Genomic DNA, 25,812 nt, shown 5'->3' on the forward strand with positions numbered 1-25,812 from the left:
TCAGGCGCGAAGGCGGAGTCCGCGCGGGGTGGCGATGAAGCCCGCTCCTTCCAGGAGGGCGCCGAGGGGAGAGGTGAGGGCCGATACGCCGTTGACGCGCTCGACGGTGACCGTGCCGAGCGAGCCCGCGCGGGCCGCGGCGGCGAGGGCGCGGGCCGCCGTGCCCAGCCGGGTGTCCTGCGCGAGGGGGGCGTCCGGGTCGGCCGGCCAGGCCAGCAGGGTCTTGCCGCCGCGTTCCATGTACAGGGCCAGCTCGCCGTCGGCCAGGACGACCAGGGAACCCGCCTTGCGGCCCGGCTTGTGGCCCGCCCCGGTCGGGGACTCGGGCCAGGGGAGCGCCGCGCCGTAGGCGTTCGCGGGGTCGGCGGCGGCCAGCACGACGGCCGGGGAAGCGGTACGGGAACGAGGGCGGGCTCCGGCGGGACCCGCACCGCCGGGGTGGCCGGAACCGTTCGCCGCGTACTGCGGGCCGCCGCGGCCGGACCGGATGCTCCGGTCGCGGGGCGTGTCGGGGTGGGGGGAGCCGGCCGCGAGGGCGGAGTCGGCGGAGAAGGTGTGGTCGTCGCCGAAGTCGAGGCCGAGGGCGGAACCGGGGCCGGGACCGAGCGGGGAATCGGAGCCGAAGACGAGGTCACCGGTGAGTTCGTTCCACTCGGTCCACGTGTCCGGGCCGTCGGCGGCGCCGTCCGGGCCCGGGCCGGAGGGCGGGAAGACAGGGGTGTCCGGGAAGCCGTGGGCGGCGGGGGAGTCGTCCGGGACGGCGGGTTCGGGGAAGGCGGCGTCCCGGTCGCGCGCGTTCGCCACGGCACGGAGCCGGTCGACCGCGCCGTCCATGGCGAACTGGGCCGCGCCGAGCCCCTCGACCACGTAACCCCGCCGCGCCTGGCCGCTGTCCTCGAAGGCCGAGAGGATGCGGTACACCGCGGAGAAGCCGCCCTCGACACCCTCCGCCGCGACCGCTCCCCGGGTCACCACGCCGTGCCGGTCGAGCAGGGTGCGGGCCAGGGCGTGGGCGCGGACGGTGGCGTCGGGCTCACGCCCCGGCAGCAGCGACCAGCGGCCCGCCACCGTGGGGGGACCGGTACGAGACTGGGGACGCGCCCCTCCTGCCAGGGAGCCGTAGCGCCCGCGGGGGACCGAGCGCTTGGCACGGTGGGCCGTGGACCCGGCGGTGCGGCCCGAACCCAGGAGGGACCGCATCGGCGCGAGCGTGTCGTTCGTCAGGCGCCCGGACCAGGCCAGTTCCCAGATCGCGTCGGCGAGCTGCGGATCGGTCGCGTCGGGGTGCGTGGTGGCGCGGACCTGGTCGGCGATCTGCCGGAAGAACAGGCCGTAGCCCCCCGAGAGGGCGTCGAGGACCGACTGGTGCAGAGCCGTCGGCTCCAGGGGGTGCGCGGGCGGGAGGAGCAGGGGCGCTGCGTCCGCGAGATACAGCGACACCCAGCCGTCCTTGCCCGGCAGCGGTCCCGCCCCGGCCCAGACCACCTCGCCGGCGGCCGTGAGCTCGTCGAGCAGGGCGGGGGTGTAACCGGTGACCCGGGACGGCAGCACGAGCTTCTCCAGCGCGGACGCCGGCACCGAAGCTCCCTGCAACTGCTCGACGGCGCGCACCAGCCCGTCGACACCGCGCAGTCCGTGGCCGCTGCCCACGTGCTGCCACTGCGGCAGGAACTGGGCGAGCGCTGCGGGCGGTACCGGTTCCAGTTCATGGCGCAGCGCCGCGAGCGAACGGCGGCGCAGTCTGCGCAGCACCGCCGCGTCGCACCATTCCTGGCCGATGCCCGCCGGATGGAACTCCCCCTGGACGACCCGGCCGCTCGCGGCGAGGCGGTGCAGCGCGCCGTCGGTGACGGCCGTGCCGAGGCCGAAGCGGGCGGCGGCCGTCGCCGAGGTGAACGGCCCGTGGGTGCGCGCGTACCGGGCGAGGAGGTCGCCGAGCGGATCCTTGACCGGTTCGGTGAAGGCCTCCGGGACGCCGACGGGCAACGCCGTGCCGAGCGCGTCGCGCAGCCGGCCCGCGTCCTCGACGGCCGCCCAGTGGTCGGTTCCGGCGATCCGGACCCGGATGGCGCGGCGGGCGGCCGCCAGCTCCCCCGCCCACCCCGGCTCCGCGCCGCGCTCGGCCAGTTCGGCCTCCGTCAGCGGCCCGAGCAGACGCAGCAGGTCGGCGACACCCTCCACGTCCTTGACGCGGCGGTCCTCGGTGAGCCACTGGAGCTCGCGCTCCAGCTCGGCCAGGACCTCCGCGTCCAGGAGCTCGCGCAGTTCGGCCTGGCCCAGCAGTTCGGCCAGCAGCCGCGAGTCCAGCGACAGCGCGGCGGCCCGCCGCTCGGCGAGCGGTGAGTCGCCCTCGTACAGGAACTGGGCGACGTATCCGAAGAGCAGGGAGCGGGCGAAGGGGGAGGGCTCGGGGGTGGTGACCTCGACGAGCCGCACCTTGCGGGACTCGATGTCGCCCATCAGTTCCGTGAGCCCCGGCACGTCGAAGACGTCCTGGAGGCATTCGCGCACGGCTTCCAGGACGATCGGGAACGAACCGAACTCGCTCGCCACCTGGAGCAGTTGGGCGGCGCGCTGCCGCTGCTGCCACAGCGGGGTGCGCTTGCCGGGGTTGCGGCGCGGCAGGAGCAGGGCGCGGGCGGCGCACTCGCGGAAGCGGGCGGCGAACAGGGCCGAACCGCCGACCTGGTCCGTGACGACCTGGCCGACCTCGCCCTTGTCGAAGGCGACGTCCGCCGCACCGACCGGGGCCTGCTCCGCGTCCCACTCCGCGCCCGCCTTCGAAGGCGCCTGGTCGAGCAGGTCCAGGCCCATCAGATCGGCGTCGGGCAGCCGCAGCACGATGCCGTCGTCCGCGTGCATGACCTGGGCGTCCATGCCGTAGCGCTCGGAGAGCTTGGCGCCCAGGGCGAGGGCCCAGGGAGCGTGCACCTGGGCGCCGAAGGGGGAGTGCACGACCACGCGCCAGTCGCCCAGCTCGTCGCGGAAGCGTTCGACGACGATCGTGCGGTCGTCCGGGACGTGCCCGCACGCCTCGCGCTGCTCGGCGAGGTACGCGATGACGTTGCCGGCGGCCCAGTCGTCCAGGCCCGCCGCCAGCAGCCGCAGCCGGGCGTCCTCCTCGGGGAGCGAGCCGACCTCGCGCAGGAACGCGCCCACCGCGCGCCCCAGTTCGAGCGGACGTCCGAGCTGGTCGCCCTTCCAGAAGGGCAGCCTGCCGGGGACGCCGGGCGCCGGGGAGACCAGGACCCGGTCCCTGGTGATGTCCTCGATGCGCCAGGAGCTGGTGCCCAGGGTGAAGACGTCGCCCACCCGGGACTCGTACACCATCTCCTCGTCGAGCTCGCCGACCCGGCCGCCGCCCTTCTTGGGGTCGGCCCCCGCGAGGAACACCCCGAAGAGCCCGCGGTCGGGGATGGTGCCCCCGGAGGTGACGGCGAGACGCTGGGCGCCGGGGCGGCCGGTCACCGTGCCCGCGACGCGGTCCCACACCACGCGGGGCCTCAGCTCGGCGAAGGCGTCCGAAGGATAGCGGCCCGCGAGCATGTCAAGGACGGCGGTGAACGCCGACTCAGGGAGCGAGGCGAAGGGGGCCGCCCGGCGGACCGTGGTGAGCAGATCGTCGACCTGCCAGGTGTCGAGCGCCGTCATGGCGACGAGCTGCTGGGCCAGTACGTCCAGGGGATTGGCGGGGACCCGGAGGGACTCGATGGAGCCGGTGCGCATCCGCTCGGTGACCACCGCCGCCTGCACCAGATCGCCGCGGTACTTCGGGAAGACGACACCGGTGGAGACCGCGCCCACCTGGTGACCCGCGCGGCCCACCCGCTGGAGGCCCGAGGCCACGGACGGCGGCGACTCCACCTGGACGACGAGGTCGACCGCGCCCATGTCGATGCCCAGTTCGAGGCTGGAGGTGGCGACCACGGCGGGCAGACGGCCGGCCTTCAGGTCCTCCTCGACCTGCGCCCGCTGCTCCTTGGAGACCGAACCGTGGTGGGCGCGGGCGATGACGGGCGGCGCCCCCTGGGCCGCGCCCGATCCGCCCATCAGCTCGGCCGGCGCGTGGGCCTCCTCCAGGGGCTCGCCGGTCGCCCTCTCGTACGCGATCTCGTTGAGCCGGTTGCACAGACGCTCGGCCAGGCGGCGCGAGTTGGCGAACACGATCGTCGAGCGGTGGGACTGGACGAGGTCGGTGATCCGCTCCTCGACGTGCGGCCAGATGGACGGCTTCTCCGCGCCCTCCTTGCCGTCGGCGGCCGGGGAGCCGCCCAGCTCGCCCAGGTCCTCCACCGGGACGACCACGGACAGGTCGAACTCCTTGCCGGAGGGCGGCTGGACGATCTCCACCTTGCGGCGGGGCGAGAGATAGCGCGCCACCTCGTCCACGGGACGGACCGTCGCGGACAGGCCGATGCGCCGGGCCGGCTTCGGCAGCAGCTCGTCCAGGCGCTCCAGGGTGAGCGCGAGATGGGCGCCGCGCTTGGTGCCCGCGACCGCGTGCACCTCGTCCAGGATCACCGTCTCGATGCCGGTCAGCGCGTCACGCGTGGCCGAGGTCAGCATCAGGAACAGCGACTCGGGGGTCGTGATCAGGATGTCCGGCGGACGGGTGGCCAGCGCCCGGCGCTCGGCGGGCGGGGTGTCGCCGGACCGGATGCCCACCTTCACCTCCGGCTCGGGAAGCCCGAGCCGCACGGACTCCTGCCGGATGCCGGTCAGCGGACTGCGCAGATTGCGCTCCACGTCGACCGCGAGTGCCTTGAGCGGTGACACGTACAGGACCCGGCAGCGCTTTCGCGGGTCCGCGGGCGGTGGTGTCGAGGCCAGCTGGTCCAGCGCGGCGAGGAACGCGGCCAGAGTCTTGCCGGAACCGGTGGGGGCGACGACCAGCACGTCCGAGCCGGCGCCGATGGCCGCCCACGCCCCGGCCTGGGCCGCGGTGGGCGCGGAGAAGGCCCCCGTGAACCAGCCGCGGGTCGCGGGGGAGAAGCCGTCGAGGGCTCGGTGCGCGGAGCTGACCATGCGTCCATCCTGCACCCGCCCACTGACAATCACGCTGACCTGCGAGGACGCCGCCGCCGAGTGCGGCGGGGAGATCCACGTCGCTCCATATCCGGGCAGACGTGGGCGAAAGCGGTGGACGGCTGCGGCCGGGCGCGGTGCGGTGGCGGACAATGAGGAGGTGGCAGGTTCGGGACAGGAGCGGGCGCGGCACTGGCAGTACGCGGAGCTGCCCGGCGTCGACCTGCTGCGGGCCCGCTACGTCGAGAAGATCTTCGTGCGGCACACCCACGAGAACTTCGTCATCGCCGCCGTCGCCGAGGGCGTCGAGGTCTTCCACCACGGCGGCGCCGACCAGTACGTCGGCCCGGGCTCGCTGGCGCTGGTCAACCCCGACACCCCGCACACCGGGCGCGCGGGCGTCCCCGAGGGCTGGAGATACGGGGCGGTGTACCCCTCGCCGGACACGGTCGCCGAGATCGCCGCCGAGACCACCACCCTGCGCGGCACTCCCGGATTCAGCCGCCCGGTACTCGACGACCCGTACGCGGCGGGCCTGGTCCACCAGGTGCTCAGGGCCGCGGAGGAGGGCAACGCGCTGGCCGCCGACACCCTGCTGCGCGTCGCCGTGACCCGGCTGCTGCGCCTGAACGGAGGACCGCTGCCGCAGCGGGCCGTGCGCACCGCCGGAGGCCGGCTCGCGGCACGCGCGCGTGGCGTGCTGGACGAGCGGATGGCCGAGCCGCCGACCCTGGAGCGGCTCGCCGCGGACCTCGGCACCGGTCCGTTCGCGCTGCTGCGCGCGTTCCGGGAGACCTACGGCATGCCGCCCCACACCTGGCTGACCGACGCTCGCGTCCGCCGGGCACGTCACCTCCTGGACGCCGGGTCCACACCCGCCGAGGCCGCCGTCGCCGTCGGCTTCACCGACCAGCCGCACCTCAACCGCCACTTCAGCCGGATCGTGGGCGTGCCCCCGGGCGCCTACCAGCGGGAGCGCAAGAACGTACAAGACGCCGGAGGGCGACTCCTCGTACCGTCCGAGCGTGGCACAACAGACAGCTCTCCCAGACATACGCAGTGAAGAAGGCGGGAAACCCGACGCGGCCGTCGTCCGCGACGCCCTCGGAGTCGGGGTCGCCGTCGGACTGTCCGGTTTCGCCTTCGGGGTGACCTCGGCCGGCAGCGGGCTCAGCCTGCTCCAGACCTGCGCCCTCAGCCTCCTGGTGTTCACCGGGGCGTCGCAGTTCGCGCTCGTGGGCGCGCTCGCGGCCGGGGGCAACCCGCTCACCGCGGCCGCCGGCGCGTTCTTCCTGGGGGTCCGGAACGCCTTCTACGGGCTGCGGCTGTCCCAGCTCCTGGCCCTCCCGCGCGCGGTGCGCCCGTTCGCCGCGCAGTGGGTGATCGACGAGACCACGGCCGTGGCGCTCGCGCAGCCCACCCGCCGCAGCGTCCGGATCGGCTTCACCGTCACCGGCCTGTCCCTCTACCTGCTGTGGAACCTCACCACCCTGCTCGGCGCGGCCGGGGCCGAGGCCATCGGCGACACCGACGCGTGGGGTCTGGACGCGGCCGGGCCCGCGGTGTTCCTGGCGCTGCTCGCGCCGATGCTGAAGACCGCCACGGAACGTGCCGTCGCGGGAATCGCCGTCCTTCTGGGACTCGGTCTGCTGCCCGTGCTGCCCGCCGGAGTCCCGGTGCTGGTGGCCGCCCTGGCCGCTCCCGCCGTGCTCTGGGCGACGGGGCGCCGCCGCGCGGACACCGCCCGCGACGCCTCCGCAGGAGTGCCGAACAGAGCGTCGGGCGGGTCGCCGGACGGAGCGGTGCACAGGGCACCGGACAGCGCGGTGCACAGGTCGCCGGACGGTGCGCACGACGACGGGCCGGACACGTCAGGAGAAGCGCGTTGAACATCTGGATCGCCATCGGCGTCACCGCCGTCGGCTGCTACGCCGTCAAGCTCATCGGCCTGCTGATCCCCGCGGGCGTGCTGGAGCGGCCGCTCGTCCAGCGCCTCGCCGCCCTGCTGCCCGTCGCGCTCCTGGCCGCCCTCACCGCCCAGCAGACCTTCGCCGACGGGCGGGCCCTCGTCCTCGACGCGAAGGCCGCCGGGCTCGCCGCGGCGGCCGTCGCGCTGATCCTGCGCGCCCCGTTCCTGGTGGTGGTCGCCGCGGCGGTGGCGGTGACGGCCGGGGTCCGCGCGCTGACGGGCTGAGACCCACGCGTGCGGGGCGGCACGCCCACGCGCGGAGCGCGGTACGGGAGGCACGCCGGAGCGCCGAGTACCCGGCGCACCGGAGTCACCGGACACTCGGCGCGTCGGCGTGCTCGGACGCCGAGCGCACCGGGGTGCCCGCACACCTGGTGCGCGGGAGGGCTCGACGCCCGGCGCGCCCGGGTCCCGGGCACTCGGCGCACCGGCGTGTCCACGACCGGCGCCCCGAAGCGCCCTGATGCTCAGTGCGCCGGCGTGCCGGGGCACCGGCATCGTGTCCTCAGCCGACGGCCCTGCCGTACGCCCGGAGGGTGCGCAGTGCCTCGACGGTCACCATGGGGCGGCACTCCAGGGCGGTGCCCGGTGCCCACCGGCGCCAGCGGATCGGCCACCCGCCGTCCTCCTGCTGCTCGTCCGTGAGGTGGTCGAGCGAGCGGGCCATCTCCTCGTCGGTGAACCACGCGCGCGCGAGCGAGTCCGGCGTCCGCGCGTAGTCGTGCGGGAAGTGGTGCTCGCCCGGCGCGTACCCGGACGCCACCGGGTAGGCGTCGAGGCGCCCGGGATCCAGCACGGCGAGCCGCTGCTCACGGACGAGCCGGCCCAGCCGGTCGGCGCTCGCCTCCGCGCGCGGGCGGTCGGGCACGGAGTCCAGGAAGGCGACGGCCGCCTCGATCTCGTAGGGATGGGACTTCTCCAGGGACTCCACCGTCTGCCAGCAGAAGTCCGTGGCCCGGAACAGCCAGGCGTTCCACACCTCGTTGCGGTGCAGCAGGCCCACGACCGGGCCGGTGGCGAGGAGTTCGCTCGGCGGATCGTCGAGGACCGGCACGAAGGGGGCCGCCGGATAGCCGCGCTGGCTGGGGCTGATGGCGGGCAGCGCGCCGTCGGCGTTCGACACGGAGGTCAGATAACGGCACACCCGTTCCACGCGCTGCCCGCCGCAGCGCCCGATCGAGTCGAGCACGCGCAGGGCGTGCCCGGTGTGCAGCGGCTGGCTGACCGGACCGCGCAGATCGGGTTCGAGCGCGTGACCGTACCCTTCGTCGTCGTTGCGGTAGGCGGACAGCGCCGTTTCCACCGCGTCGGCGCCGCCGCCGAGGAAGTGGTAGGCGAAGCGGCGCTGTTCCAGCACGCGGGCGGTGAGCCAGACGAAGTGCTCGGCGCGGGCGAGGGGAGAGTGCGCGGGGGGCGTCTGGGGGAGCCGAGATGCTCCGGTTTCGACCATGCGTCAGACCGTAGGGCGGAAAGCGGTCTCGGCACGCGGTCCCGGCCCGGGCCCACTCTCAGGGGCGGGATACTGGAGTCATGCGGTTGACGGTCTTCTGGCAGCGAATGGCTGATCACTTCGGCGCGGGATACGCCGAGACGTTCGCGCGCGATCACGTGATGACGGAACTCGGCGGGCGTACCGTCCACGAGGCGCTGGACGCGGGCTGGGAGACCAAGGACGTGTGGCGCGTGGTGTGCGCGACCATGGACGTTCCGTACGAGAACCACTGAACAAGGTCACCGGGAACCACCGGACGAGGCCCCGGACCGGGAAAGACCGGGGGGACGTGGAGCCGGTTCCTGTGGCGTGGGCCAGACTTGGCGGGTGGCCCCGACAGACGAGAACGCGCAGGTCGATCAGCAGTCATCACCGCTCGGCACGCCGCCGCCCGGTCCGCCCGGTGGCGGCGACGCCGCCGGACCGGGCACGCGCATGCCGCGCTGGCTGCCCCGCGCCATGGTGCTCGCCCTCGCGCTCGTCGCCGTGTTCCAGCTCGGCAGTTGGGCGTTCCACCAGCTCACCGGCCTGCTGATCAACATCCTGATCTCGTTCTTCCTCGCGCTCGCCATAGAGCCCGCGGTGAGCTGGATGGCCTCACGCGGCATACGCAGGGGACTTGCCACCTTCTTCGTCTTCCTGAGCTCGCTGATCATGGTCGCCGGGTTCGTCACCCTGCTCGGCTCGATGCTCGCGGGCCAGATCATCAAGATGATCGAGGGCTTCCCCGACTACCTCGACTCGGTCATCAACTGGATCAACGCGCACTTCAACACCGACCTCCGGCGGGTCGACATCCAGGAGGGACTGCTCCACTCCGACTGGCTGCGCAAGTACGTGCAGAACAGTGCCACCGGCGTGCTGGACGTGTCCGGACAGGTCCTCGGGGGCCTCTTCCAACTCCTGACGGTCGCGCTGTTCTCGTTCTACTTCGCCGCCGACGGACCCCGGCTGCGCCGCGCGCTGTGCTCGGTGCTGCCGCCGGCCAAGCAGGCCGAGGTGCTGCGCGCCTGGGAGATCGCCGTCGACAAGACCGGCGGCTATCTGTACTCACGCGGCCTGATGGCGCTGATCTCGGGCGTCGCGCACTACATCCTGCTGGAGTCGCTGGGCGTGCCCTACGCGCCCGTGCTCGGTGTGTGGGTCGGTCTGGTCTCGCAGTTCATCCCGACCATCGGCACCTATCTCGCGGGCGCCCTGCCGATGCTGATCGCCTTCACGATCGACCCCTGGTACGCGCTGTGGGTGCTCGTCTTCGTCGTGGTCTACCAGCAGTTCGAGAACTACGTCCTCCAGCCCAAGCTGACCTCCAGGACGGTGGACATCCATCCCGCCGTCGCCTTCGGGTCGGTGATCGCGGGCACCGCGCTCCTCGGAGCGGTCGGCGCGCTGGTCGCCATCCCCGCCGTCGCCACCCTGCAGGCGTTCCTGGGGGCGTACGTGAAGCGCTACGACGTCACGGACGACCCGCGGGTGCACGGGCACCGCATCCGCAGTTCGGAGAGCCTCCTCGCGCGCGTGCGGCGGCGGTTCGGCCGGTGACGGTCACCAGGTGAGGACGGCCCGGACACCGGCGGCGGCGACGGCCGCCGTGTAGAGGCCGACCGCCGCCCACACGATCCGCCGCCGGGTCCCGTCGCTCCAGGCGGTGCGCGAGAGGAGCCAGGCGAGCGCGGGCAGCACGAGGACGGCGTGCAGGCTCACTCCGTGCAGCGGCTTGAGCGGAGCCGTCGAGTGGTACGCGGCCTCCTGGTGGCCGGTCCTGGTGAGGACGACCCCGCGCGCGATCATCACGGCGCCCGAGGCCAGCGCGACGAGCAGGATCGCGAACCCCGAGCGCACGGCGAGCGGCATGCCCGCGGGACCCGTGGGCACGCCGCGGAACGCGGCGGCCGCGAACACGGTCAGCACCACGACCAGGATCCCGCCGCCCACCGCGAGCATCATGGACACCGCCGTGTCGAAGCCGGTCTCCATGTCGAGGTGCGACGGAACCCGGCGCCACGCCTGGAGGGTGATCCCGCCGACCTCCACCACGCAGTCCGCGGCGAACACGACGAGCAGCGCGGTGCGCGGCCTCGCCCCCATCCGCACGTACGACGTGACCCAGGCGACCGCGATCAGGGTCAGCCCGAAGGAGAGCCCGAAGGTGACGGGCTTGCGCCAGGAGACGGGACCGTCCCACGGGCCGCCGTCGACGGCGAAGACCAGCAGGTGCAGGAAGCCGGAGAGGGTGAGCAGGGTGCCCGTCGTCAGACAGAGGCGCTCGGCCGGGCGGAGCGAGGGCTTCGGCGGTGTCAGGGGACGGGTCATCGTCGTCGGCATGGCCCACAGCCTGCCGGGCGGGCCGGGCGGTGTCGTCGTACGGCCGTAGGCGCCGGTCCTACGCCCCCGGGAGTAGCCCCGGTCCGGGGCGGGTACCGGGCCGGGGTGCCCGGGACGTGCCGGGGCGGCCGGCCGGGCGAGGCCTGCCGGGTTCGGGAGGCGGCGGCGGGTGGAGCCGAGCGGGTTCGGGAAGCGGTGCCGGGAACGGGCGACAGGGGTCTGCGCGGGCGGATCTCCGGCCGTTGTCGGACCGCGAACGTAGTCTCGGAGGTGCCGTGTGGCGCGCTTGACACAGAAATCGAACATCCATTCTCATGGAGGTTCCGGCAGGGCTTTCGGCGGGTGATTCGGCATGTTTTCGACAGAGATGTGCCCTGGTTATCCACAGGCCGGACGGGCGTCGGGGCGCATTGTCAGTGGCAGGCGTTAGCGTCTTTGACGTGAAGCGATCGACTCAAGCAAACCGGGTGGAACCCATGGCAGGAACCGACCGCGAGAAGGCGCTCGACGCCGCGCTCGCGCAGATTGAACGGCAGTTCGGCAAGGGCGCCGTGATGCGCCTGGGCGAGCGGCCGAATGAGCCCATCGAGGTCATCCCCACCGGGTCGACCGCGCTCGACGTCGCCCTCGGTGTCGGCGGCCTGCCGCGCGGCCGCGTGGTGGAGGTGTACGGCCCGGAGTCCTCCGGCAAGACGACCCTCACCCTGCACGCGGTGGCGAACGCGCAGAAGGCCGGCGGCCAGGTGGCGTTCATCGACGCCGAGCACGCCCTCGACCCCGAGTACGCGAAGAAGCTCGGCGTCGACATCGACAGCCTGATCCTGTCGCAGCCGGACAACGGCGAGCAGGCCCTGGAGATCACGGACATGCTGGTCCGCTCCGGCGCGCTCGACCTCATCGTCATCGACTCCGTCGCCGCCCTGGTGCCGAGGGCCGAGATCGAGGGCGAGATGGGCGACTCGCACGTGGGTCTCCAGGCCCGTCTGATGAGCCAGGCCCTGCGAAAGATCACCAGCGCGCTCAACCAGTCGAAGACCACGGCGATCTTCATCAACCAGCTCCGCGAGAAGATCGGCGTGATGTTCGGCTCCCCGGAGACCACGACGGGTGGCCGGGCGCTGAAGTTCTACGCCTCGGTACGCCTCGACATCCGCCGCATCGAGACGCTGAAGGACGGCACGGAGGCGGTCGGCAACCGCACGCGCGTCAAGGTCGTCAAGAACAAGGTCTCGCCTCCCTTCAAGCAGGCCGAGTTCGACATCCTCTACGGCCAGGGCATCAGCCGCGAGGGCGGTCTGATCGACATGGGCGTGGAGCACGGCTTCGTCCGCAAGGCCGGTGCCTGGTACACGTACGAGGGCGACCAGCTCGGCCAGGGCAAGGAGAACGCGCGCAACTTCCTGAAGGACAACCCCGACCTCGCCAACGAGATCGAGAAGAAGATCAAGGAGAAGCTGGGCGTCGGTGTGAAGCCCGAGCAGCCCGCCGGCGAGCCGGGCGCGGACGCCGCGGTCTCGGCCACCCCGGACGACGCCGCGAAGACGGTGCCCGCTCCGGCCGCCAAGACCACCAAGTCCAGGGCCGCGGCAGCCAAGAGCTAGTCCATGACACGACGAACCGACTGGGTCGAGTACGCCTATCCCCCCATCCCCGACGGGGCGGGGCGGGGGTACGGCGGGGGAGACGGCGGCCCGGCCGGAGACGGTGACAGGCCGTACGCCGGTGCGGGGGAGTACGGCGGTCGGCCGTACGGCACCGACGGCGAGTTCCACGGAGCCGGCGGTGGGATCCACGGATCCGACGGTTTCGACGGCGCCGGTCCGGACGACGGGGATCCGGACGGCGGCGGTTCGACGGACGGTGACGCATGGCACGGTGACGGCCTGCCACGCGGTCACGGTTCGCCGGACGCGGTCTCCCGACGCGGTGGACGCGCCGGGGGCGGACCGCGTGGCGGGAGGGGTCGTCGACGGCAGGGCGGTTTCGGTGAGCCGTCCGGCGACCCGTGGGACGGAGACACCTCCTCCTCGTCGAGGGCCGAGAAGGAGGAGTCCCCCGGGGACCCGGCTGAGCGGGCGCGCGCGATCTGTCTGCGCCTGCTCACCGGGACCCCGCGCACGCGCAAGCAGCTGGCGGACGCGTTGCGCAAGCGCGAGATCCCGGACGAGGTGGCGGACGAGGTGCTGTCACGGTTCGAGGAGGTCGGGCTGATCAACGACAGCGCCTTCGCGGACGCCTGGGTCGAGTCCCGGCACCATGGCCGGGGACTGGCCCGGCGGGCGCTCGTGCAGGAACTGCGGACCAAGGGCGTGGAACCGACGCTGATCGACGAGGCCGTCGGACAGCTCGACTCCGAGCAGGAAGAGGCGACCGCGCGGGAGCTGGTCGCGCGCAAACTGCGCTCCACACGCGGACTGGAGCGCGAGAAGCGGCTGAGACGCCTCGCCGGCATGCTCGCCCGCAAGGGCTACTCCCAGGGCATGGCCCTGCGCGTGGTCCGCCGGGCGCTGGAGGAGGAAGGCGAGGACACGGAAGGGCTCGACGAGGAATTCTGATTCCGCGGGCGTCCGTCCCGTGCCCTCGCGGGCTCCCGTACGAGGGCAGCTCGTCCGGGTGACCGGCCTCCGCGAGGAGGGATCCGGTCAGCTCTCCGTGCCGGCGGCCGTCACCGGGAGGCCGGCGCTCTTCCACGCCTGGAAGCCGCCGATCATGTCGGTGGCCCTGTGGAGTCCCAGCCGGCGCAGGGACTCGGCGGCCAGGCTGGAGGCGTACCCCTCGTTGCAGAACAGCACGATCCGCAGGTCATGGCTCGTGGCCTCCGGGAGGCGGTGACTGCCCGTGGGGTCGAGCCGCCACTCCAGCTCGTTGCGCTCGACGACGAGAGCGCCGGGGACCAGGCCGTCCCGTTCCCGCAGGGCGGCGTACCGGGTGTCGACCAGAAGCGCTTCACCACGCCGTACGGCCTCGAAGGCGTCCTCGGCCTCGACCCGGTCCAGTCCCGCGCGGACCTGCTCCAGCAAGGCGTCGATGCCGACGGGCCGCCGGATCCCGCTCACTGCCAGTCCTCCGGGCGCTCGACGTGCTCCAGGCGCAGGACCGGGCCCGTACGGCTGTAACGGCGGATCTGCGGGAGCGGCGGGTAGTAGGCGTGGACCGAGATCGCGTGCCGCTCGGTGGACTCGTTGAGCACCTCGTGCACGTGATGGTGGCCGAAGGCGCGGCCGGTGCCCGCGGGCAGCTTCCGCTGCCGGTCGATCTCCTCGGCGAGTTCCAGGGTCTTCCAGCCGTCGGAGGGCAGCCGGGCGGCGAGGGAGTTCTCCTTGAGCTCGCCCGCCGCGGTGAGGAAGGCGCCCACCGATTCGGCGTGGTCGTGCCAGCCGGTTCCGGTTCCGGGCGGCCAGCCGATGAGCCAGGCCTCGCTGCCGCCGGGGCCTTCGAGCCGCACCCACGTACGGCCTTCGGGGTCGAGGGGGAGCGAGGCGATCAGCTCGGCATCGGCTGCCGCACGGCGTACGAAGGCCAGCAGGTCGGCCTGGGTGGGGCCGGAGGCGGCGGAGGGCACGGACACGGCGGGGACAGGGGAAGAGGTGGAGACAGGGGGTGGAACAGACACTTCGGGCCGTCCTGAGAGTTCGCGAGAGGAGCGCGCGGCGGCATGGCGGCGGCGCGCGGGAGAATGAGGATGCGAAGTCAGATGGACGGGCGACACACGCAGCCCGCATAGCGGACGAGGTCCATATGGACCCTCCGCCACAGGCGCACACAGGTGTCGGTCACGATCCGGAGTAGACCATGGAGGCGGGGACCGGTCAACTCACCGTCACCATGTGGACCGTGAGGGCCCGAGGAACAGGGAAACCCCGGGCCGGACGGTCACCGAACGTTCAGCTCCTGCCCGCGGTCGCCTCCGTGGCGTTCTCCGCGTCCGCCTTCGCCGGTCCGCCGAGCGCCACCTCGGCCGCCTCGTACAGATCGGCCGGCCTGACCCCGCCGAGCGCGGTGACCAGGTGACCGTCGGGGCGGACCAGCAGCACGGTGTGCGCCGCCGCGCCCGGGTAGCTCTCCGCGACGAGCAGTTCGGCGGGGTGCGGCAGGGCGGTCACGGCGGCGGCGAGCCGCGGCATGATCCCGGCCGTCACCCAGTGCTTGCGCGCCCACACCCCTGTACCCGGAGCGATCAGCACGACGAGCAGGACCCCGCGCCCGAGCCGCTCCCGCAGCGGCACGAACGAGCCGTCCTCCGCGGTCACCCGCACATCGGCGACCGGCGCGCCGGGCTCGGTGTCGACGACGGCGTGCGACTCGGCGGGCGGGGGCATGAGCGGGGACGCGGTGTACGCCCCCGGTGCGCCCAGCGCGCCGCGGCCCAGGTGGCCGTCCGTGAGCAAGGCGTCGTGCCCGCGGGCGGAGCCGGGGACGTAGGCGCGCAGGCCGCCGCCGCTCCGCAGCAGGGGCAGTGCCTGGTCCGCGGCGCGCAGCCGGGCGGCGACCACCGCGCGCCGTTCCGTCTGGTAGCTGTCGAGGAGCGCGGTGTGCGGGCCGTGGTGCCAGCAGAGGGCCAGCTTCCAGGCGAGGTTGTCGGCGTCCCGCAGTCCCTCGTCCAGGCCCTGGGTGCCGAGGGCGCCGAGCAGGTGGGCCGCGTCCCCGGCGAGCAGGACCCGGCCGGCGCGCCAGCGGCGGGCCAGCCGGTGGTGGACGGTGTGGACCCCGGTGTCGAGCAGTTCGTACGCGGGGGTGGCGCCGCCGCTCCAGCCCCCGAGGGTCTCCCGGACGCGCGCCACCAGCAGATCGGGCGTGACGAGGTCCTTGCCCGGGGGCAGCAGCCAGTCCAGCCGCCAGACGTCCTCGGCGAGCGGACGGGCGCTCACCTCGCCGGTCGAGGGGCCGGAGGTGCGCCAGGGCGTCATCCGGTGCAGCAACGCCTCGCCCGGCCAGGGGAGTTCCGTGCGCAGAGCCGCCACGGCATGCCGTTCGACGGCGGTGCGCCCGGGGAAACGGATGTCCTGGAGCTTGCGCACCGTCGAGCGCGGCCCGTCGCAGCCGACCAGGTAACCGCCGCGCCACCAGGTGCCGTCGGGGCCCCGGGTGTGCGCCGTGACGCCGGAGGCGTCCTGCTCGACGGAGTCCAGGCGGCTGTTCACGGCGACCTTGATGAGCCGCTCGTGGATGATGGCCTCGCGCAGCGCGCCGGTCAGCGCGTGCTGGGCGATGTGCAGCGGAGCGCTGAACTCCTCGCCGTCCGCCGGGCCTTCCGCGCCCGGGAGGGCGTGCCCGTCGAACGAGATCTCGCGCATCACCTGCCTGCGCCGCATCGACCGCCATCCGGCCCAGTGGAAGCCGGCGTCGTCGAGGGGCAGACCCGTCAGCCGTTCGACCAGCGCGACCATGTCCTCGCGCAGCACCACGGTCCGCGCGAGCCGCAGTTCGTCCTTGCCCGGTCCCTCGTCGAGGACGACGGAGGGGACCTCCTGGCGAGCCAGCGCAAGAGCCAGCGTGAGCCCCACGGGCCCCGCTCCGACGATGATCACCGGGTCCACGGCGCGGTGCCCCCCGCCCGGAGCTGTGTCCTGAGGGACGTACGGGAACAGGCAGGTGGGGCAGGGTGCACGATCACAGAACGTATGCAACCCATTGCCGCTGCTTGCGTCAAGTGACGGGGTCAGCGGCGGTCGCGTCACTGACCCCTTCGGTCACACGTATCGACCGATGTTCGGACGATACGTCAGATCCCGCCCCCGCCCCCGCCCCCGCCCGCACCCGTGGCCGTCGTACCGGCGATGGTCGCGTCGTTCGGCGAGAGCACCGCGCCGGTCGTCTTCTTGCCGCGACGCACCCGCCCCTCCAGCCAGGAGGCGAAGCTGGTGAGCGCGAAGTTCACCACGATGAAGATGACGGCGACCACGATGAAGCTCTGGACGACGTTCGCGTAGTTGGCCGCGAGGGTGCTGCGCGCCGCGAGGAGCTCGTGGTAGCCGATCATCACACCGCCCAGCGCGGTGTCCTTCACGATGACGACGAGCTGGCTCACGATCGCCGGGAGCATCACGGTGACCGACTGCGGCAGCAGGATGCTGGTCATCGTCTGGCCCTTGCGCAGACCGATCGCGTACGCGGCCTCCGTCTGTCCCCTGGGGAGCGCGAGGATGCCCGCCCGTACGACCTCGGCGAGGACCGAGGCGTTGTAGAGCACCAGGCCGGTGACGACCGCGTAGAACGGACGGTCCTCGCTCGCGACGTCCGCGTACCGGGCGTAGAGCTCGTTGGCGAACAGCATCAGCAGCAGGACCGGGATGGACCGGAAGAACTCGACCACGGCGCCCGCCGGGACGCTCACCCAGCGGTGGTCGGAGAGGCGCGCGATACCGAGGGCGGCGCCCAGGGGGAGGGCGATCACCACACTGACCGCGGCGGCCTTCAGCGTGCCCCAGAGACCCGGGAGCAGATACGTGTTCCAGGCGTCCGCCGTGATGAACGGCTCCCACAGGTCCCATGCGAGCTGGCCCTTGTCGTCCATGGCCAGCCACACCCACCACAGGAGCAGCGCGAGCAGGGCGACGAAGACCACGGAGAGGAGCACGTTGCGGCGCTTGGCACGGGGGCCGGGAGCGTCGTAGAGGACGGAGGTCATCGCTTCACCGCCAGTCGCTTGCCCAGCCAGCCGAAGAAGAGGCCGGTGGGGAGGGTCAGGACCACGAACCCGAAGGCGAAGACCGTGGCGATGAGGACCGTCTGGGCCTCGTTCTCGATCATCGTCTTCATCAGGCTGGCGGCCTCGGCCACGCCGATGGCGGCGGCCACGGTCGTGTTCTTGGTCAGAGCGATCAGCACGTTCGCCAGCGGGACGACGACGGAACGGAACGCCTGCGGCAGCACGATGAGCCGCAGGGTCTGTCCGAAGCCGAGCCCGATCGCGCGGGCGGCCTCGGCCTGGCCCACCGGCACGGTGTTGATGCCGGAGCGCAGCGCCTCGCAGACGAAGGCCGCGTGGTAGCCGACCAGACTGAGCACCGCGAGCCGGAAGTCCAGGAGCTCGAAGTCGTCGGGGGCGCCCAGCGTCACGCCGAAGATGTCCGCGAGACCGAGCGAGCTGAACACGATGATGACCGTCAGCGGGATGTTCCGGACGATGTTCACGTAGGCGGTGCCGAAGCCGCGCATGAGCGGGACCGGGCTGACCCGCATCGCGGCCAGCAATGTGCCCAGGACCAGGGAGCCGAGGGCGGAGAAGACGGTGAGTTTCACCGTCGTCCAGAACGCCCCCAGGACGTCATAACCTTGAAGAAAGTCGAACACGATCTCCCGCGCTTCCGGGTGGTGGCGTACGTGGCGGACGGGGTGGGCGCGGCGTGCCGCCGCCGTGATCGCGGCGGGCGGCGGCACACCTGCGGGGCCCCGTGCGAACCGCGGTCTCCCGCGTTGCCCGAGGGCCCCGAGTTACCCGGTGATCCCCCTGCTGCTGGGCGAGGCCCGCGTTACTGGACGATGACGCCGATCTTCGGGGCCGGCTCGTTCTTGTAGCTCGCCGGGCCGAAGTTCTTCTCGACCGCCTTCTGCCAGGCGCCGTCGCTGACCATCTTCTCCAGCGCGGTGTTGATCTTCTTCTCCAGCTCGGCGTCGCCCTTCTTGATGCCGACGCCGTAGTTCTCGTTGCTCAGCTTGAGGCCGGCGAGCTTGAACTGGCCCTTGTACTTGTCCTGCGCGGCGAAGCCCGCGAGGATCGAGTCGTCGGTGGTCACCGCGTCGACGGCGCCGCTCTGCAGGGCGGCGATGCACTCCGAGTAGCCGCCGTACTGCTTGAGCTGGGCCTTCGGGGCGATGGTGTCGTGGACGTTCTGCGCCGAGGTCGAACCGGTCACGGAGCACAGCTTCTTGCCGTTGAGGTCCGTGCCCTTGGCGATGGTCGCGTCCTTCTTGACCAGCAGGTCCTGGTGGGCCAGCAGGTACGGGCCCGCGAAGTCGACCTTCTGCTTGCGCTCGTCGGTGATCGAGTAGGTGGCCGCGATGAACTTCACGTCACCGCGGGAGAGCGCGTTCTCGCGGTCGGCGCTCTTGGTCTCGATGAACTCGATCTGGTCGGGCTTGTAGCCGAGCTCCTTGGCCACGTAGGTCGCGACGTCCACGTCGAAACCGGCGAAGGAGCCGTCCGGCTGCTTCAGGCCGAGACCGGGCTGGTCGTACTTGATGCCGACCTTGATCTTGCCGCCGCCCGAGGACGAGGACCCGCTGTCGTCGTTGTCGCTCGAACCGCACGCGGTGGCGGTCACGGCGAGCGCGAGCGCGACGGCCGAGGCGGCGGCTGCCTTGCGGAGCTTCATGATGAACATCCTTTGAGTGAGAGCGGAGTACTGCCGTCGACGGGCGGGTGGAGCGAGCGGTCCCCGGGCCGGGCGGAGCGAGTGGTTCCCTGACCGGGTCCCCCGGGTTCCTGGCCGGGAACGTCAGTGGTGCAGGATCTTCGAGAGGAAGTCCTTGGCACGGTCGCTGCGCGGATTGCTGAAGAACTGGTCCGGCACGGCCTCTTCGACGATGCGGCCGTCGGCCATGAAGACGACCCGGTTGGCGGCGGAACGGGCGAAGCCCATCTCGTGGGTGACGACGATCATGGTCATGCCGTCCCGGGCGAGCTGCTGCATGACCTCGAGGACCTCGTTGATCATCTCGGGGTCCAGTGCCGAGGTCGGCTCGTCGAAGAGCATGACCTTGGGGTCCATCGCCAGCGCCCGCGCGATGGCGACGCGCTGCTGCTGGCCGCCCGACAGCTGCGCAGGGTACTTGTCGGCCTGCGTGCCCACGCCGACGCGGTCGAGCAGGGCGCGGGCCTTCTCCTCCGCGGCCTGCTTGCCGGTCCTGCGGACCTTGATCTGCCCCAGCATCACGTTCTCGAGCACGGTCTTGTGCGCGAAGAGGTTGAAGGACTGGAAGACCATGCCGACATCGGCCCGGAGCCGGGCGAGCGCCTTGCCCTCCTGGGGCAGCGGCTTGCCGTCGATCGAGATGTCACCCGAATCGATCGTCTCCAGGCGGTTGATGGTGCGGCACAGGGTGGACTTCCCGGACCCGGAGGGCCCGATGACCACGACGACCTCGCCACGGGTGATCGTCAGGTCGATGTCCTGGAGCACGTGCAACGCGCCGAAGTGCTTGTTGACGCTCTTCAGGACGACCAGTTCGTCGGTCCCGGCCATGGCGTCCTTGGCCGCCGATGCTTCGGTCATCGCTTGGGGGCTCCGTCCTCCTCGGTTTCGCAGGAGAGTAGTAACCCCTCACGACCAGCGTCATTACATCTGAGGGGAACTTGAGCATCACGATCTGATAGCAATCGGACACGTGTCGTAGCGGACGCACGGACGCGCGTACCGGCTGGGTAACGGAAACCCCCGGTGCCCCGGAGCCTCTTGACGTCGTCCTTGTCCATCGGCGTGACTTCCTTGGTGCACACGCGCGTGTTCTGAGGAAAAGGGACCGTTCGGCCGATGGAACCGCCACCGTCGGCCGATGGGAACCGAAACAGTACGACCGATCGAATGGTACGACCGATGAGCCGGAGGGGGCCGGAATGAGACTGCTTCTCGTCGAGGACGACAACCACGTCGCGGCCGCCCTGTCCGCGGTGCTGGCGCGGCACGGCTTCCAGGTCACGCACGCCCGCAGCGGCGAGGAGGCCCTCCAGGCCCTCGTCCCGGAGAGCGACGGTTTCGGTGTCGTCCTGCTGGACCTGGGCCTGCCCGACCAGGACGGCTACGAGGTCTGCGGCAAGATCCGCAAGCGGACCGCCACCCCGGTGATCATGGTCACCGCGCGGGCGGACGTCCGCTCCCGCATCCACGGCCTCAACCTCGGCGCCGACGACTACGTGGTGAAGCCGTACGACACCGGCGAACTGCTCGCCCGGATCCACGCCGTCAGCAGGCGCAGCGCCCACGACGACGCGTCGGCGCCCGGGGAGAGCCTGGTGCTCCTGGGCCCCGTACGCATCGAACTCCCCAACCGCCAGGTCACCGTGGGCGGTTCGGCGGTCCAGCTCACCCGCAAGGAGTTCGACCTGCTCGCCCTGCTGGCCCAGCGCCCGGGCGTCGTGTTCCGCCGGGAGCAGATCATCAGCGAGGTGTGGCGTACGAGCTGGGAGGGGACCGGCCGCACGCTGGAGGTGCACGTGGCGTCGCTGCGCTCCAAGCTGCGCATGCCGGCGCTGATCGAGACCGTACGCGGCGTCGGGTACCGGCTCGTCGCCCCGGCCTCGTAGCGGGCCCGGGTGCGTACCCGCCTGCTGCCGCTGCTCATCGTCCTGATGGCGGCCGTGCTGCTCGCGCTCGGCGTCCCGCTCGCGGCGAGCGTCGCGGCGGCGCAGCAGCAGCGCGTGGTCGTCGACCGCATCGACGACACCGCGCGCTTCGCGGCCCTCGCCCAGTACGTCACCGACTCCCCGAGCCGCTCCCTGGCCGGCTTCCCGGACGAGCGCGGCGAGACCCTGCGCACCGAGCTCACCCGCTACCACGAGGTGTACGGCATCCGGGCGGGCGTCTTCTACCGCGACGGCAAACCGATGGCCAACGCTCCGGGGAACTGGTTCCTGCCCAGGACCGGCGCGGCCCGCAACGCCTTCAGGGAGGCGCTCGGCAGTCGCCGCAGCCACGACCCCGAACAGGTCTGGCCCTGGCAGCGCAACCGTCTCGTCGTCGCCTCCCCGGTCATCAGGGACGGCGACGTCATCGGCGTGGTCGTCACCGACTCGCCCACCGGGCAGATGCGTTCGAAGACCCTGCACGGCTGGCTGGTCATCGGCGCGGGCGAGTTCGCCGCCATGCTCCTCGCGCTCGGTGCCGCGCTGCGCCTGACCGGCTGGGTGCTCAGGCCCGTACGCGTCCTCGACGCCACCACCCACGACATAGCGACCGGCCGGCTGAAGTCCCGGGTCGCGCCCGCCGGCGGGCCGCCGGAACTCCAGCGTCTGGCGCGGTCGTTCAACGAGATGGCGGACAACGTCGAGAGCGTGCTGGAACAGCAGCGCGCCTTCGTCGCCGACGCCTCCCACCAGCTGCGCAACCCGCTCTCGGCGCTGCTCCTGCGGATCGAACTGCTCGCCCTCGAACTCCCGGAGGGCAACGAGGAGATCGCCTCGGTCCGCACCGAGGGCAAGCGCCTCACCCAGGTGCTCGACGACCTGCTCGACCTGGCCCTCGCCGAGCACGCCGAGGCCGACGTGCGCCTGACCGACATCGGCGCGCTCGCCGCCGAGCGCGTGGCGTCCTGGCAGCCGGTCGCCGACAGCAGGGGCGTACGGCTGTCCGGGAACTGCCCGCCCACGACCGCGTGGGCCGACCCCATCACCTTGTCCAGCGCCCTGGACGCGGTGATCGACAACGCGGTCAAGTTCACGCCCGAGGGGGAGGGCGTCGAGGTGACGGTCGCCTCGAACGGCGAGTCCTCGACCGTCGTGGTCACCGACGGCGGCCCCGGCCTCGGCGACGAGGACCTGGCCCGCATCGGCGACCGCTTCTGGCGCAGCACCGCCCACCAGAACATCAAGGGCTCGGGCCTCGGCCTCTCCATCTCCCGGGCCCTGCTCGCCGCGGGCGGCGGCTCCATCGCGTACGGCCACCACGAACCGCACGGCCTGCGGGTGACGGTGACCGTGCCCAGGTCGGAGCCGGTGACCTGAGGGGTCCCGCGGGGCGCCCCCGGCGGTCTCCCCGCCGCGGACCTGGCGCCTACGGCTTGACCGACCGGTAGTAGCGGCGCGCGCCCTCGTGCAGCGGCAGCGGATCCGTGTAGACCGCCGTGCGCAGGTCCACGAGCTGCGCCGCGTGCACCAACTCGCCGATGTGGTCGCGGCTCCCGATCACCGTGCGGGTGAGCTCCTCGGTGAGGTCCGCGTCCGCGTCCTCCCGGGTGATCAGGAAGTTGGCCACGGCCAGCGTCGGCACGGCGGAACCGCGCTGCGCCGCGGGGTAGGCGTCGGCGGGCATCACGGCCGACCGGTAGTAGCGGGAGGCGCCGCCCTGCCGGTGCAGGTTCTCGACGAGGTCGCTGCCGATCGGCACCAGCCGGATGTCGTCGGTCTCGGAGAGCTCCTGGACGGCGTTCGTCGGCAGACCGCCAGACCAGAAGAAGGCGTCGATCTCGTGCTTGCGGAGCAGGTCCGGCATGGTCGCGATGCCGTCGTCGAGGGGCGTGACGTCCTTCTCGGGATCGAGCCCCGCCGCTTCGAGCACGTGGTTCGCGATCAGCCGCACCCCGGATCCGCCCGGTCCCACGGCGACCCTCATGCCCTTCAGGTCCTTCACGGACTGCACGGGCGAGGAGCGCAGGACCACCAGGTGCACGTAGTCGTCGTAGAGCCGTGAGCAGCCGCGCAGCCGGTGCGATCCAGGCTTGTCCTGGAGGACGTACGTCTGCACGGCGTCCGCCGCCGCGATGGTGAAGTCGGCCTCGCCCCTGGCCACCCGGCTGATGTTGTCCTGTGATCCGTCACTCTCCAGCAGCTGCACGTCCAGGTCGGGCAGGTCCTTGGCGATGGCGCCCTGAAGGAGCTTGCCGTACATCTGGTAGACCCCGGTCGGGGTGCCCGTGCTGAAGGTGATCTCCCCGCTCGGGGACTCCTCGCCCAGCGGCAGCAGCCACCACAGCAGCAGCCCGACGACCGCGCAGACGGCCGTCGAGCCGGACAGCGCGCGACGGCGGCCGGTACGGGTGAGTGCCTGGAACATGCGCGCGATCCTGCCAGCCGGGGGCCGGTCCTGGCCAGGGCCGGCCCCCGGAGCCGGGAGGGGCGTTCCAGCGGATCGGTAGGCTCGCCGGATGCAGTCGTCCCAGCCGCCGCAGGTCCAGTCGTCCGCGTCCTCCGCCCCTCCGGGCCGGCCGCCCGGTCACGCCGGGGCACAGGCCCCGCCGTCGGCCTCCCCCGCCGCCCTGGTCCGTGAGTTCCATCTCGCCTTCGGCCTCGACGTCCGCGGCACCCCGGCCGAGGTCTCCCCGGAGCTCGCCGCGCACCGGGGCGAGCTGCTGGCGGAGGAGGCGGCCGAGGTCGCCGAGGTCGCGGTCGGCGGCCCGCTCGACCGGCTGGCGCACGAGCTCGCCGACGTCGTGTACGTGGCGTACGGCACGGCCCTCGTCCACGGGGTCGACCTCGACGCGGTGATCGCCGAGATCCACCGGGCCAACATGACGAAGATCGGCCCCGACGGGCACGTCGCCCGCAGGGCCGACGGAAAGGTCCTCAAGGGCGAGCACTACCGGGCACCGGACGTGTCGGAGGTGCTGCGGCGGCAGGGGTGGAGCGCGCCGGAGGCGTAGGGACGCCCGGGCGTCCGGACGTACTCCCGGCACCGCCTACCCTTGTCCCATGAGCAGCGGCGACCGGAGTCAGGCAGTGGACGTTCAGGAATCCAAGACGTACGAAGTGCGCACCTACGGGTGTCAGATGAACGTCCACGACTCCGAACGGCTCTCCGGCCTCCTGGAGGACGCCGGTTACGTGCGGGCGCCCGAGGGTGCGGACGGGGACGCGGACGTCGTCGTCTTCAACACCTGCGCCGTGCGCGAGAACGCCGACAACAAGCTCTACGGCAACCTCGGCCGCCTCGCCCCGATGAAGACGAAGCGCCCCGGCATGCAGATCGCCGTCGGCGGCTGCCTCGCCCAGAAGGACCGCGACACCATCGTGAAGCGGGCGCCCTGGGTGGACGTCGTCTTCGGCACGCACAACATCGGCAAGCTGCCGGTCCTCCTGGAGCGCGCCCGCGTCCAGGAGGAGGCGCAGATCGAGATCGCCGAGTCCCTGGAGGCCTTCCCCTCCACGCTGCCCACCCGCCGCGAGAGCGCGTACGCGGCCTGGGTGTCGATCTCCGTCGGCTGCAACAACACCTGCACCTTCTGCATCGTCCCCGCGCTGCGCGGCAAGGAGAAGGACCGCAGGACCGGCGACATCCTGGCCGAGATCGAGGCACTCGTCGGCGAGGGCGTCTCCGAGATCACCCTCCTCGGCCAGAACGTCAACGCCTACGGCAGCGACATCGGCGACCGGGAGGCCTTCAGCAAGCTGCTGCGCGCCTGCGGGAAGATCGAGGGCCTGGAGCGCGTGCGCTTCACCTCGCCGCACCCGCGCGACTTCACCGACGACGTCATCGCCGCCATGGCGGAGACCCCGAACGTGATGCCGCAGCTGCACATGCCGATGCAGTCCGGCTCGGACACCGTCCTGAAGGCCATGCGCCGCTCGTACCGCCAGGAGCGCTTCCTCGGGATCATCGAGAAGGTCCGGGCCGCCATCCCGCACGCGGCGATCACCACCGACATCATCGTGGGCTTCCCCGGCGAGACGGAGGAGGACTTCGAGCAGACCCTCCACGCCGTCCGCGAGGCCCGCTTCTCGGCGGCCTTCACGTTCCAGTACTCCAAGCGCCCCGGCACCCCGGCGGCCACCATGGAGGGGCAGATCCCCAAGGAGGTCGTCCAGGCGCGCTACGAGCGTCTCGTCGCCCTCCAGGAGGAGATCTCCTGGGACGAGAACAAGAAGCAGGTCGGCCGTGTCCTGGAGCTGATGGTCGCCGAGGGCGAGGGCCGCAAGGACGGCGCCACCCACCGCCTCTCGGGCCGCGCCCCCGACAACCGGCTGGTCCACTTCACCAAGCCCGAGGCGGAGGTCCGCCCCGGTGACGTGGTGACCGTCGAGATCACGTACGCCGCCCCGCACCACCTGCTCGCCGAGGGCGCCGTCCTGGACGTGCGCCGCACGCGCGCGGGGGACGCCTGGGAGAAGCGCAACGCCGCCGAGGCCGCCAAGCCGGCCGGCGTCATGCTGGGCTTGCCGAAGATCGGCGCCCCGGCGCCGCTCCCTGTCGCCACGGGCAGCGGCTGCGGCTGCGACTGACCGCACGCCTTCCCGGGCGTCGCCGTCCGGTGGAACTGCCGAGCCGTCCGGCGGAGCCGACGACGGGGCGCGGTGGCGAGTGGGCCGGGGGATTCAGGGCGGGGACGGGCGGGGCCGTGGTCCGCGGCGTTA

Annotated in this window: 23 protein-coding genes; 11 read left to right on the top strand and 12 right to left on the bottom strand. The window is 72.4% G+C overall.

Annotated elements, in window-relative coordinates; all coding sequences use genetic code 11:
* Positions 1-5,025 (bottom strand): ATP-dependent helicase, encoded by a 5,025-nt coding sequence (locus ACFW6B_RS08025; RefSeq protein WP_386593221.1) that lies wholly within the window; start codon positions 5,023-5,025, stop codon positions 1-3.
* A 160-nt stretch (positions 5,026-5,185) separates the two neighbouring features.
* Between ACFW6B_RS08025 and ACFW6B_RS08030 the strand changes: the two genes are divergently transcribed.
* Genes ACFW6B_RS08030 through ACFW6B_RS08040 form a run of 3 tightly spaced genes read left to right on the top strand, consistent with a single transcriptional unit; the run spans position 5,186 to position 7,219 of the window.
* Positions 5,186-6,088: an AraC family transcriptional regulator gene (locus tag ACFW6B_RS08030; RefSeq protein ID WP_386593223.1), complete on the top strand. Its 903-nt coding sequence runs from the start codon at positions 5,186-5,188 to the stop codon at positions 6,086-6,088.
* Positions 6,051-6,914 (top strand): AzlC family ABC transporter permease, encoded by an 864-nt coding sequence (locus ACFW6B_RS08035; RefSeq protein WP_386593225.1) that lies wholly within the window; start codon positions 6,051-6,053, stop codon positions 6,912-6,914. Before ACFW6B_RS08030 ends, ACFW6B_RS08035 begins: the two co-directional genes overlap by 38 nt.
* Positions 6,911-7,219, top strand: coding sequence for an AzlD domain-containing protein (locus ACFW6B_RS08040; RefSeq protein ID WP_386593227.1), 309 nt, complete (start codon positions 6,911-6,913; stop codon positions 7,217-7,219). The genes ACFW6B_RS08035 and ACFW6B_RS08040 overlap by 4 nt, the downstream gene beginning before the upstream one ends.
* A gap of 280 nt (positions 7,220-7,499) precedes the next feature.
* On the opposite strand, the gene ACFW6B_RS08045 is transcribed toward ACFW6B_RS08040, so the two are convergent.
* The gene (locus ACFW6B_RS08045) at positions 7,500-8,444 is read right to left on the bottom strand and encodes a hypothetical protein (protein WP_386593228.1); all 945 of its coding nucleotides are present in this window, start codon (positions 8,442-8,444) and stop codon (positions 7,500-7,502) included.
* Between the two features lie 80 nt (positions 8,445-8,524).
* Here ACFW6B_RS08045 and ACFW6B_RS08050 point away from each other — a divergent pair, with 80 nt between their 5' ends.
* On the top strand, positions 8,525-8,719 hold the full coding sequence (locus ACFW6B_RS08050) for a DUF3046 domain-containing protein (RefSeq protein ID WP_386593230.1): 195 nt from the start codon (positions 8,525-8,527) through the stop codon (positions 8,717-8,719).
* Between the two features lie 94 nt (positions 8,720-8,813).
* Positions 8,814-10,028: an AI-2E family transporter gene (locus tag ACFW6B_RS08055; protein ID WP_386593231.1), complete on the top strand. Its 1,215-nt coding sequence runs from the start codon at positions 8,814-8,816 to the stop codon at positions 10,026-10,028.
* A gap of 3 nt (positions 10,029-10,031) precedes the next feature.
* Here ACFW6B_RS08055 and ACFW6B_RS08060 read toward each other — a convergent pair whose 3' ends face one another.
* The gene (locus ACFW6B_RS08060; RefSeq protein ID WP_386593233.1) at positions 10,032-10,811 is read right to left on the bottom strand and encodes a hypothetical protein; all 780 of its coding nucleotides are present in this window, start codon (positions 10,809-10,811) and stop codon (positions 10,032-10,034) included.
* 476 nt (positions 10,812-11,287) lie between these two features.
* Between ACFW6B_RS08060 and recA the strand changes: the two genes are divergently transcribed.
* Positions 11,288-12,412, top strand: coding sequence for a recombinase RecA (recA, locus tag ACFW6B_RS08065; RefSeq protein WP_386593235.1), 1,125 nt, complete (start codon positions 11,288-11,290; stop codon positions 12,410-12,412).
* Positions 12,413-12,415: 3 nt separating this feature from the next.
* Positions 12,416-13,366 carry a recombination regulator RecX gene (gene recX, locus ACFW6B_RS08070; RefSeq protein WP_386593237.1) on the top strand — a complete coding sequence of 317 codons (951 nt, stop codon included), beginning with the start codon at positions 12,416-12,418 and terminating at the stop codon, positions 13,364-13,366.
* 87 nt (positions 13,367-13,453) lie between these two features.
* Here recX and ACFW6B_RS08075 read toward each other — a convergent pair whose 3' ends face one another.
* From ACFW6B_RS08075 to ACFW6B_RS08110, 8 genes are all read right to left on the bottom strand, one after another.
* On the bottom strand, positions 13,454-13,867 hold the full coding sequence (locus tag ACFW6B_RS08075; RefSeq protein ID WP_386593239.1) for a rhodanese-like domain-containing protein: 414 nt from the start codon (positions 13,865-13,867) through the stop codon (positions 13,454-13,456).
* Positions 13,864-14,379, bottom strand: coding sequence for a cysteine dioxygenase (locus tag ACFW6B_RS08080; protein ID WP_386593241.1), 516 nt, complete (start codon positions 14,377-14,379; stop codon positions 13,864-13,866). Before ACFW6B_RS08080 ends, ACFW6B_RS08075 begins: the two co-directional genes overlap by 4 nt.
* A gap of 122 nt (positions 14,380-14,501) precedes the next feature.
* Positions 14,502-14,588 (bottom strand): putative leader peptide, encoded by an 87-nt coding sequence (locus tag ACFW6B_RS08085; RefSeq protein ID WP_386593548.1) that lies wholly within the window; start codon positions 14,586-14,588, stop codon positions 14,502-14,504.
* 107 nt (positions 14,589-14,695) lie between these two features.
* Positions 14,696-16,348 carry an FAD-dependent monooxygenase gene (locus ACFW6B_RS08090; RefSeq protein WP_386593244.1) on the bottom strand — a complete coding sequence of 551 codons (1,653 nt, stop codon included), beginning with the start codon at positions 16,346-16,348 and terminating at the stop codon, positions 14,696-14,698.
* Between the two features lie 185 nt (positions 16,349-16,533).
* The gene (locus tag ACFW6B_RS08095; protein ID WP_386593246.1) at positions 16,534-17,439 is read right to left on the bottom strand and encodes an amino acid ABC transporter permease; all 906 of its coding nucleotides are present in this window, start codon (positions 17,437-17,439) and stop codon (positions 16,534-16,536) included.
* The gene (locus ACFW6B_RS08100; protein ID WP_386593549.1) at positions 17,436-18,104 is read right to left on the bottom strand and encodes an amino acid ABC transporter permease; all 669 of its coding nucleotides are present in this window, start codon (positions 18,102-18,104) and stop codon (positions 17,436-17,438) included. The genes ACFW6B_RS08095 and ACFW6B_RS08100 overlap by 4 nt, the downstream gene beginning before the upstream one ends.
* Before the next feature lie 179 nt (positions 18,105-18,283).
* On the bottom strand, positions 18,284-19,126 hold the full coding sequence (locus tag ACFW6B_RS08105) for a glutamate ABC transporter substrate-binding protein (protein WP_386593248.1): 843 nt from the start codon (positions 19,124-19,126) through the stop codon (positions 18,284-18,286).
* 123 nt (positions 19,127-19,249) lie between these two features.
* Positions 19,250-20,026 (bottom strand): amino acid ABC transporter ATP-binding protein, encoded by a 777-nt coding sequence (locus ACFW6B_RS08110; RefSeq protein WP_386593250.1) that lies wholly within the window; start codon positions 20,024-20,026, stop codon positions 19,250-19,252.
* Between the two features lie 341 nt (positions 20,027-20,367).
* Here ACFW6B_RS08110 and ACFW6B_RS08115 point away from each other — a divergent pair, with 341 nt between their 5' ends.
* Both ACFW6B_RS08115 and ACFW6B_RS08120 read left to right on the top strand, forming a co-directional pair.
* Positions 20,368-21,054 (top strand): response regulator transcription factor, encoded by a 687-nt coding sequence (locus tag ACFW6B_RS08115; protein ID WP_386593252.1) that lies wholly within the window; start codon positions 20,368-20,370, stop codon positions 21,052-21,054.
* Between the two features lie 9 nt (positions 21,055-21,063).
* Positions 21,064-22,470 (top strand): sensor histidine kinase, encoded by a 1,407-nt coding sequence (locus tag ACFW6B_RS08120; RefSeq protein ID WP_386593254.1) that lies wholly within the window; start codon positions 21,064-21,066, stop codon positions 22,468-22,470.
* Between the two features lie 49 nt (positions 22,471-22,519).
* Here the strand turns inward: ACFW6B_RS08120 and ACFW6B_RS08125 are convergent, their stop codons facing one another.
* On the bottom strand, positions 22,520-23,518 hold the full coding sequence (locus ACFW6B_RS08125; RefSeq protein ID WP_386593256.1) for a TAXI family TRAP transporter solute-binding subunit: 999 nt from the start codon (positions 23,516-23,518) through the stop codon (positions 22,520-22,522).
* A 91-nt stretch (positions 23,519-23,609) separates the two neighbouring features.
* On the opposite strand from ACFW6B_RS08125, the gene ACFW6B_RS08130 reads away from it, so the two are divergent.
* Positions 23,610-24,104, top strand: a complete 495-nt coding sequence (locus tag ACFW6B_RS08130; protein ID WP_386593258.1) for a MazG nucleotide pyrophosphohydrolase domain-containing protein — start codon at positions 23,610-23,612, stop codon at positions 24,102-24,104.
* Between the two features lie 49 nt (positions 24,105-24,153).
* Positions 24,154-25,680, top strand: a complete 1,527-nt coding sequence (miaB, locus tag ACFW6B_RS08135) for a tRNA (N6-isopentenyl adenosine(37)-C2)-methylthiotransferase MiaB (protein WP_386593260.1) — start codon at positions 24,154-24,156, stop codon at positions 25,678-25,680.
* Positions 25,681-25,812: the final 132 nt, after the last annotated feature.

Origin of the sequence: Streptomyces sp. NPDC058751 (assembly GCF_042746485.1) — a bacterium.
GTDB lineage: Bacteria > Actinomycetota > Actinomycetes > Streptomycetales > Streptomycetaceae > Streptomyces.

Excerpts from the sequence above, each read along its gene's own strand:
- ACFW6B_RS08025 (WP_386593221.1), bottom strand. The coding sequence starts at position 5,025 with ATGGTCAGCTCCGCGCACCGAGCCCTCGACGGCTTCTCCCCCGCGACC.
- ACFW6B_RS08045 (WP_386593228.1), bottom strand. The coding sequence starts at position 8,444 with ATGGTCGAAACCGGAGCATCTCGGCTCCCCCAGACGCCCCCCGCGCAC.
- ACFW6B_RS08050 (WP_386593230.1), top strand. The coding sequence starts at position 8,525 with ATGCGGTTGACGGTCTTCTGGCAGCGAATGGCTGATCACTTCGGCGCG.
- ACFW6B_RS08060 (WP_386593233.1), bottom strand. The coding sequence starts at position 10,811 with ATGCCGACGACGATGACCCGTCCCCTGACACCGCCGAAGCCCTCGCTC.
- recA (WP_386593235.1), top strand. The coding sequence starts at position 11,288 with ATGGCAGGAACCGACCGCGAGAAGGCGCTCGACGCCGCGCTCGCGCAG.
- recX (WP_386593237.1), top strand. The coding sequence starts at position 12,416 with ATGACACGACGAACCGACTGGGTCGAGTACGCCTATCCCCCCATCCCC.
- ACFW6B_RS08095 (WP_386593246.1), bottom strand. The coding sequence starts at position 17,439 with ATGACCTCCGTCCTCTACGACGCTCCCGGCCCCCGTGCCAAGCGCCGC.
- ACFW6B_RS08105 (WP_386593248.1), bottom strand. The coding sequence starts at position 19,126 with ATGAAGCTCCGCAAGGCAGCCGCCGCCTCGGCCGTCGCGCTCGCGCTC.
- ACFW6B_RS08110 (WP_386593250.1), bottom strand. The coding sequence starts at position 20,026 with ATGACCGAAGCATCGGCGGCCAAGGACGCCATGGCCGGGACCGACGAA.
- ACFW6B_RS08115 (WP_386593252.1), top strand. The coding sequence starts at position 20,368 with ATGAGACTGCTTCTCGTCGAGGACGACAACCACGTCGCGGCCGCCCTG.
- ACFW6B_RS08125 (WP_386593256.1), bottom strand. The coding sequence starts at position 23,518 with ATGTTCCAGGCACTCACCCGTACCGGCCGCCGTCGCGCGCTGTCCGGC.
- ACFW6B_RS08130 (WP_386593258.1), top strand. The coding sequence starts at position 23,610 with ATGCAGTCGTCCCAGCCGCCGCAGGTCCAGTCGTCCGCGTCCTCCGCC.
- miaB (WP_386593260.1), top strand. The coding sequence starts at position 24,154 with ATGAGCAGCGGCGACCGGAGTCAGGCAGTGGACGTTCAGGAATCCAAG.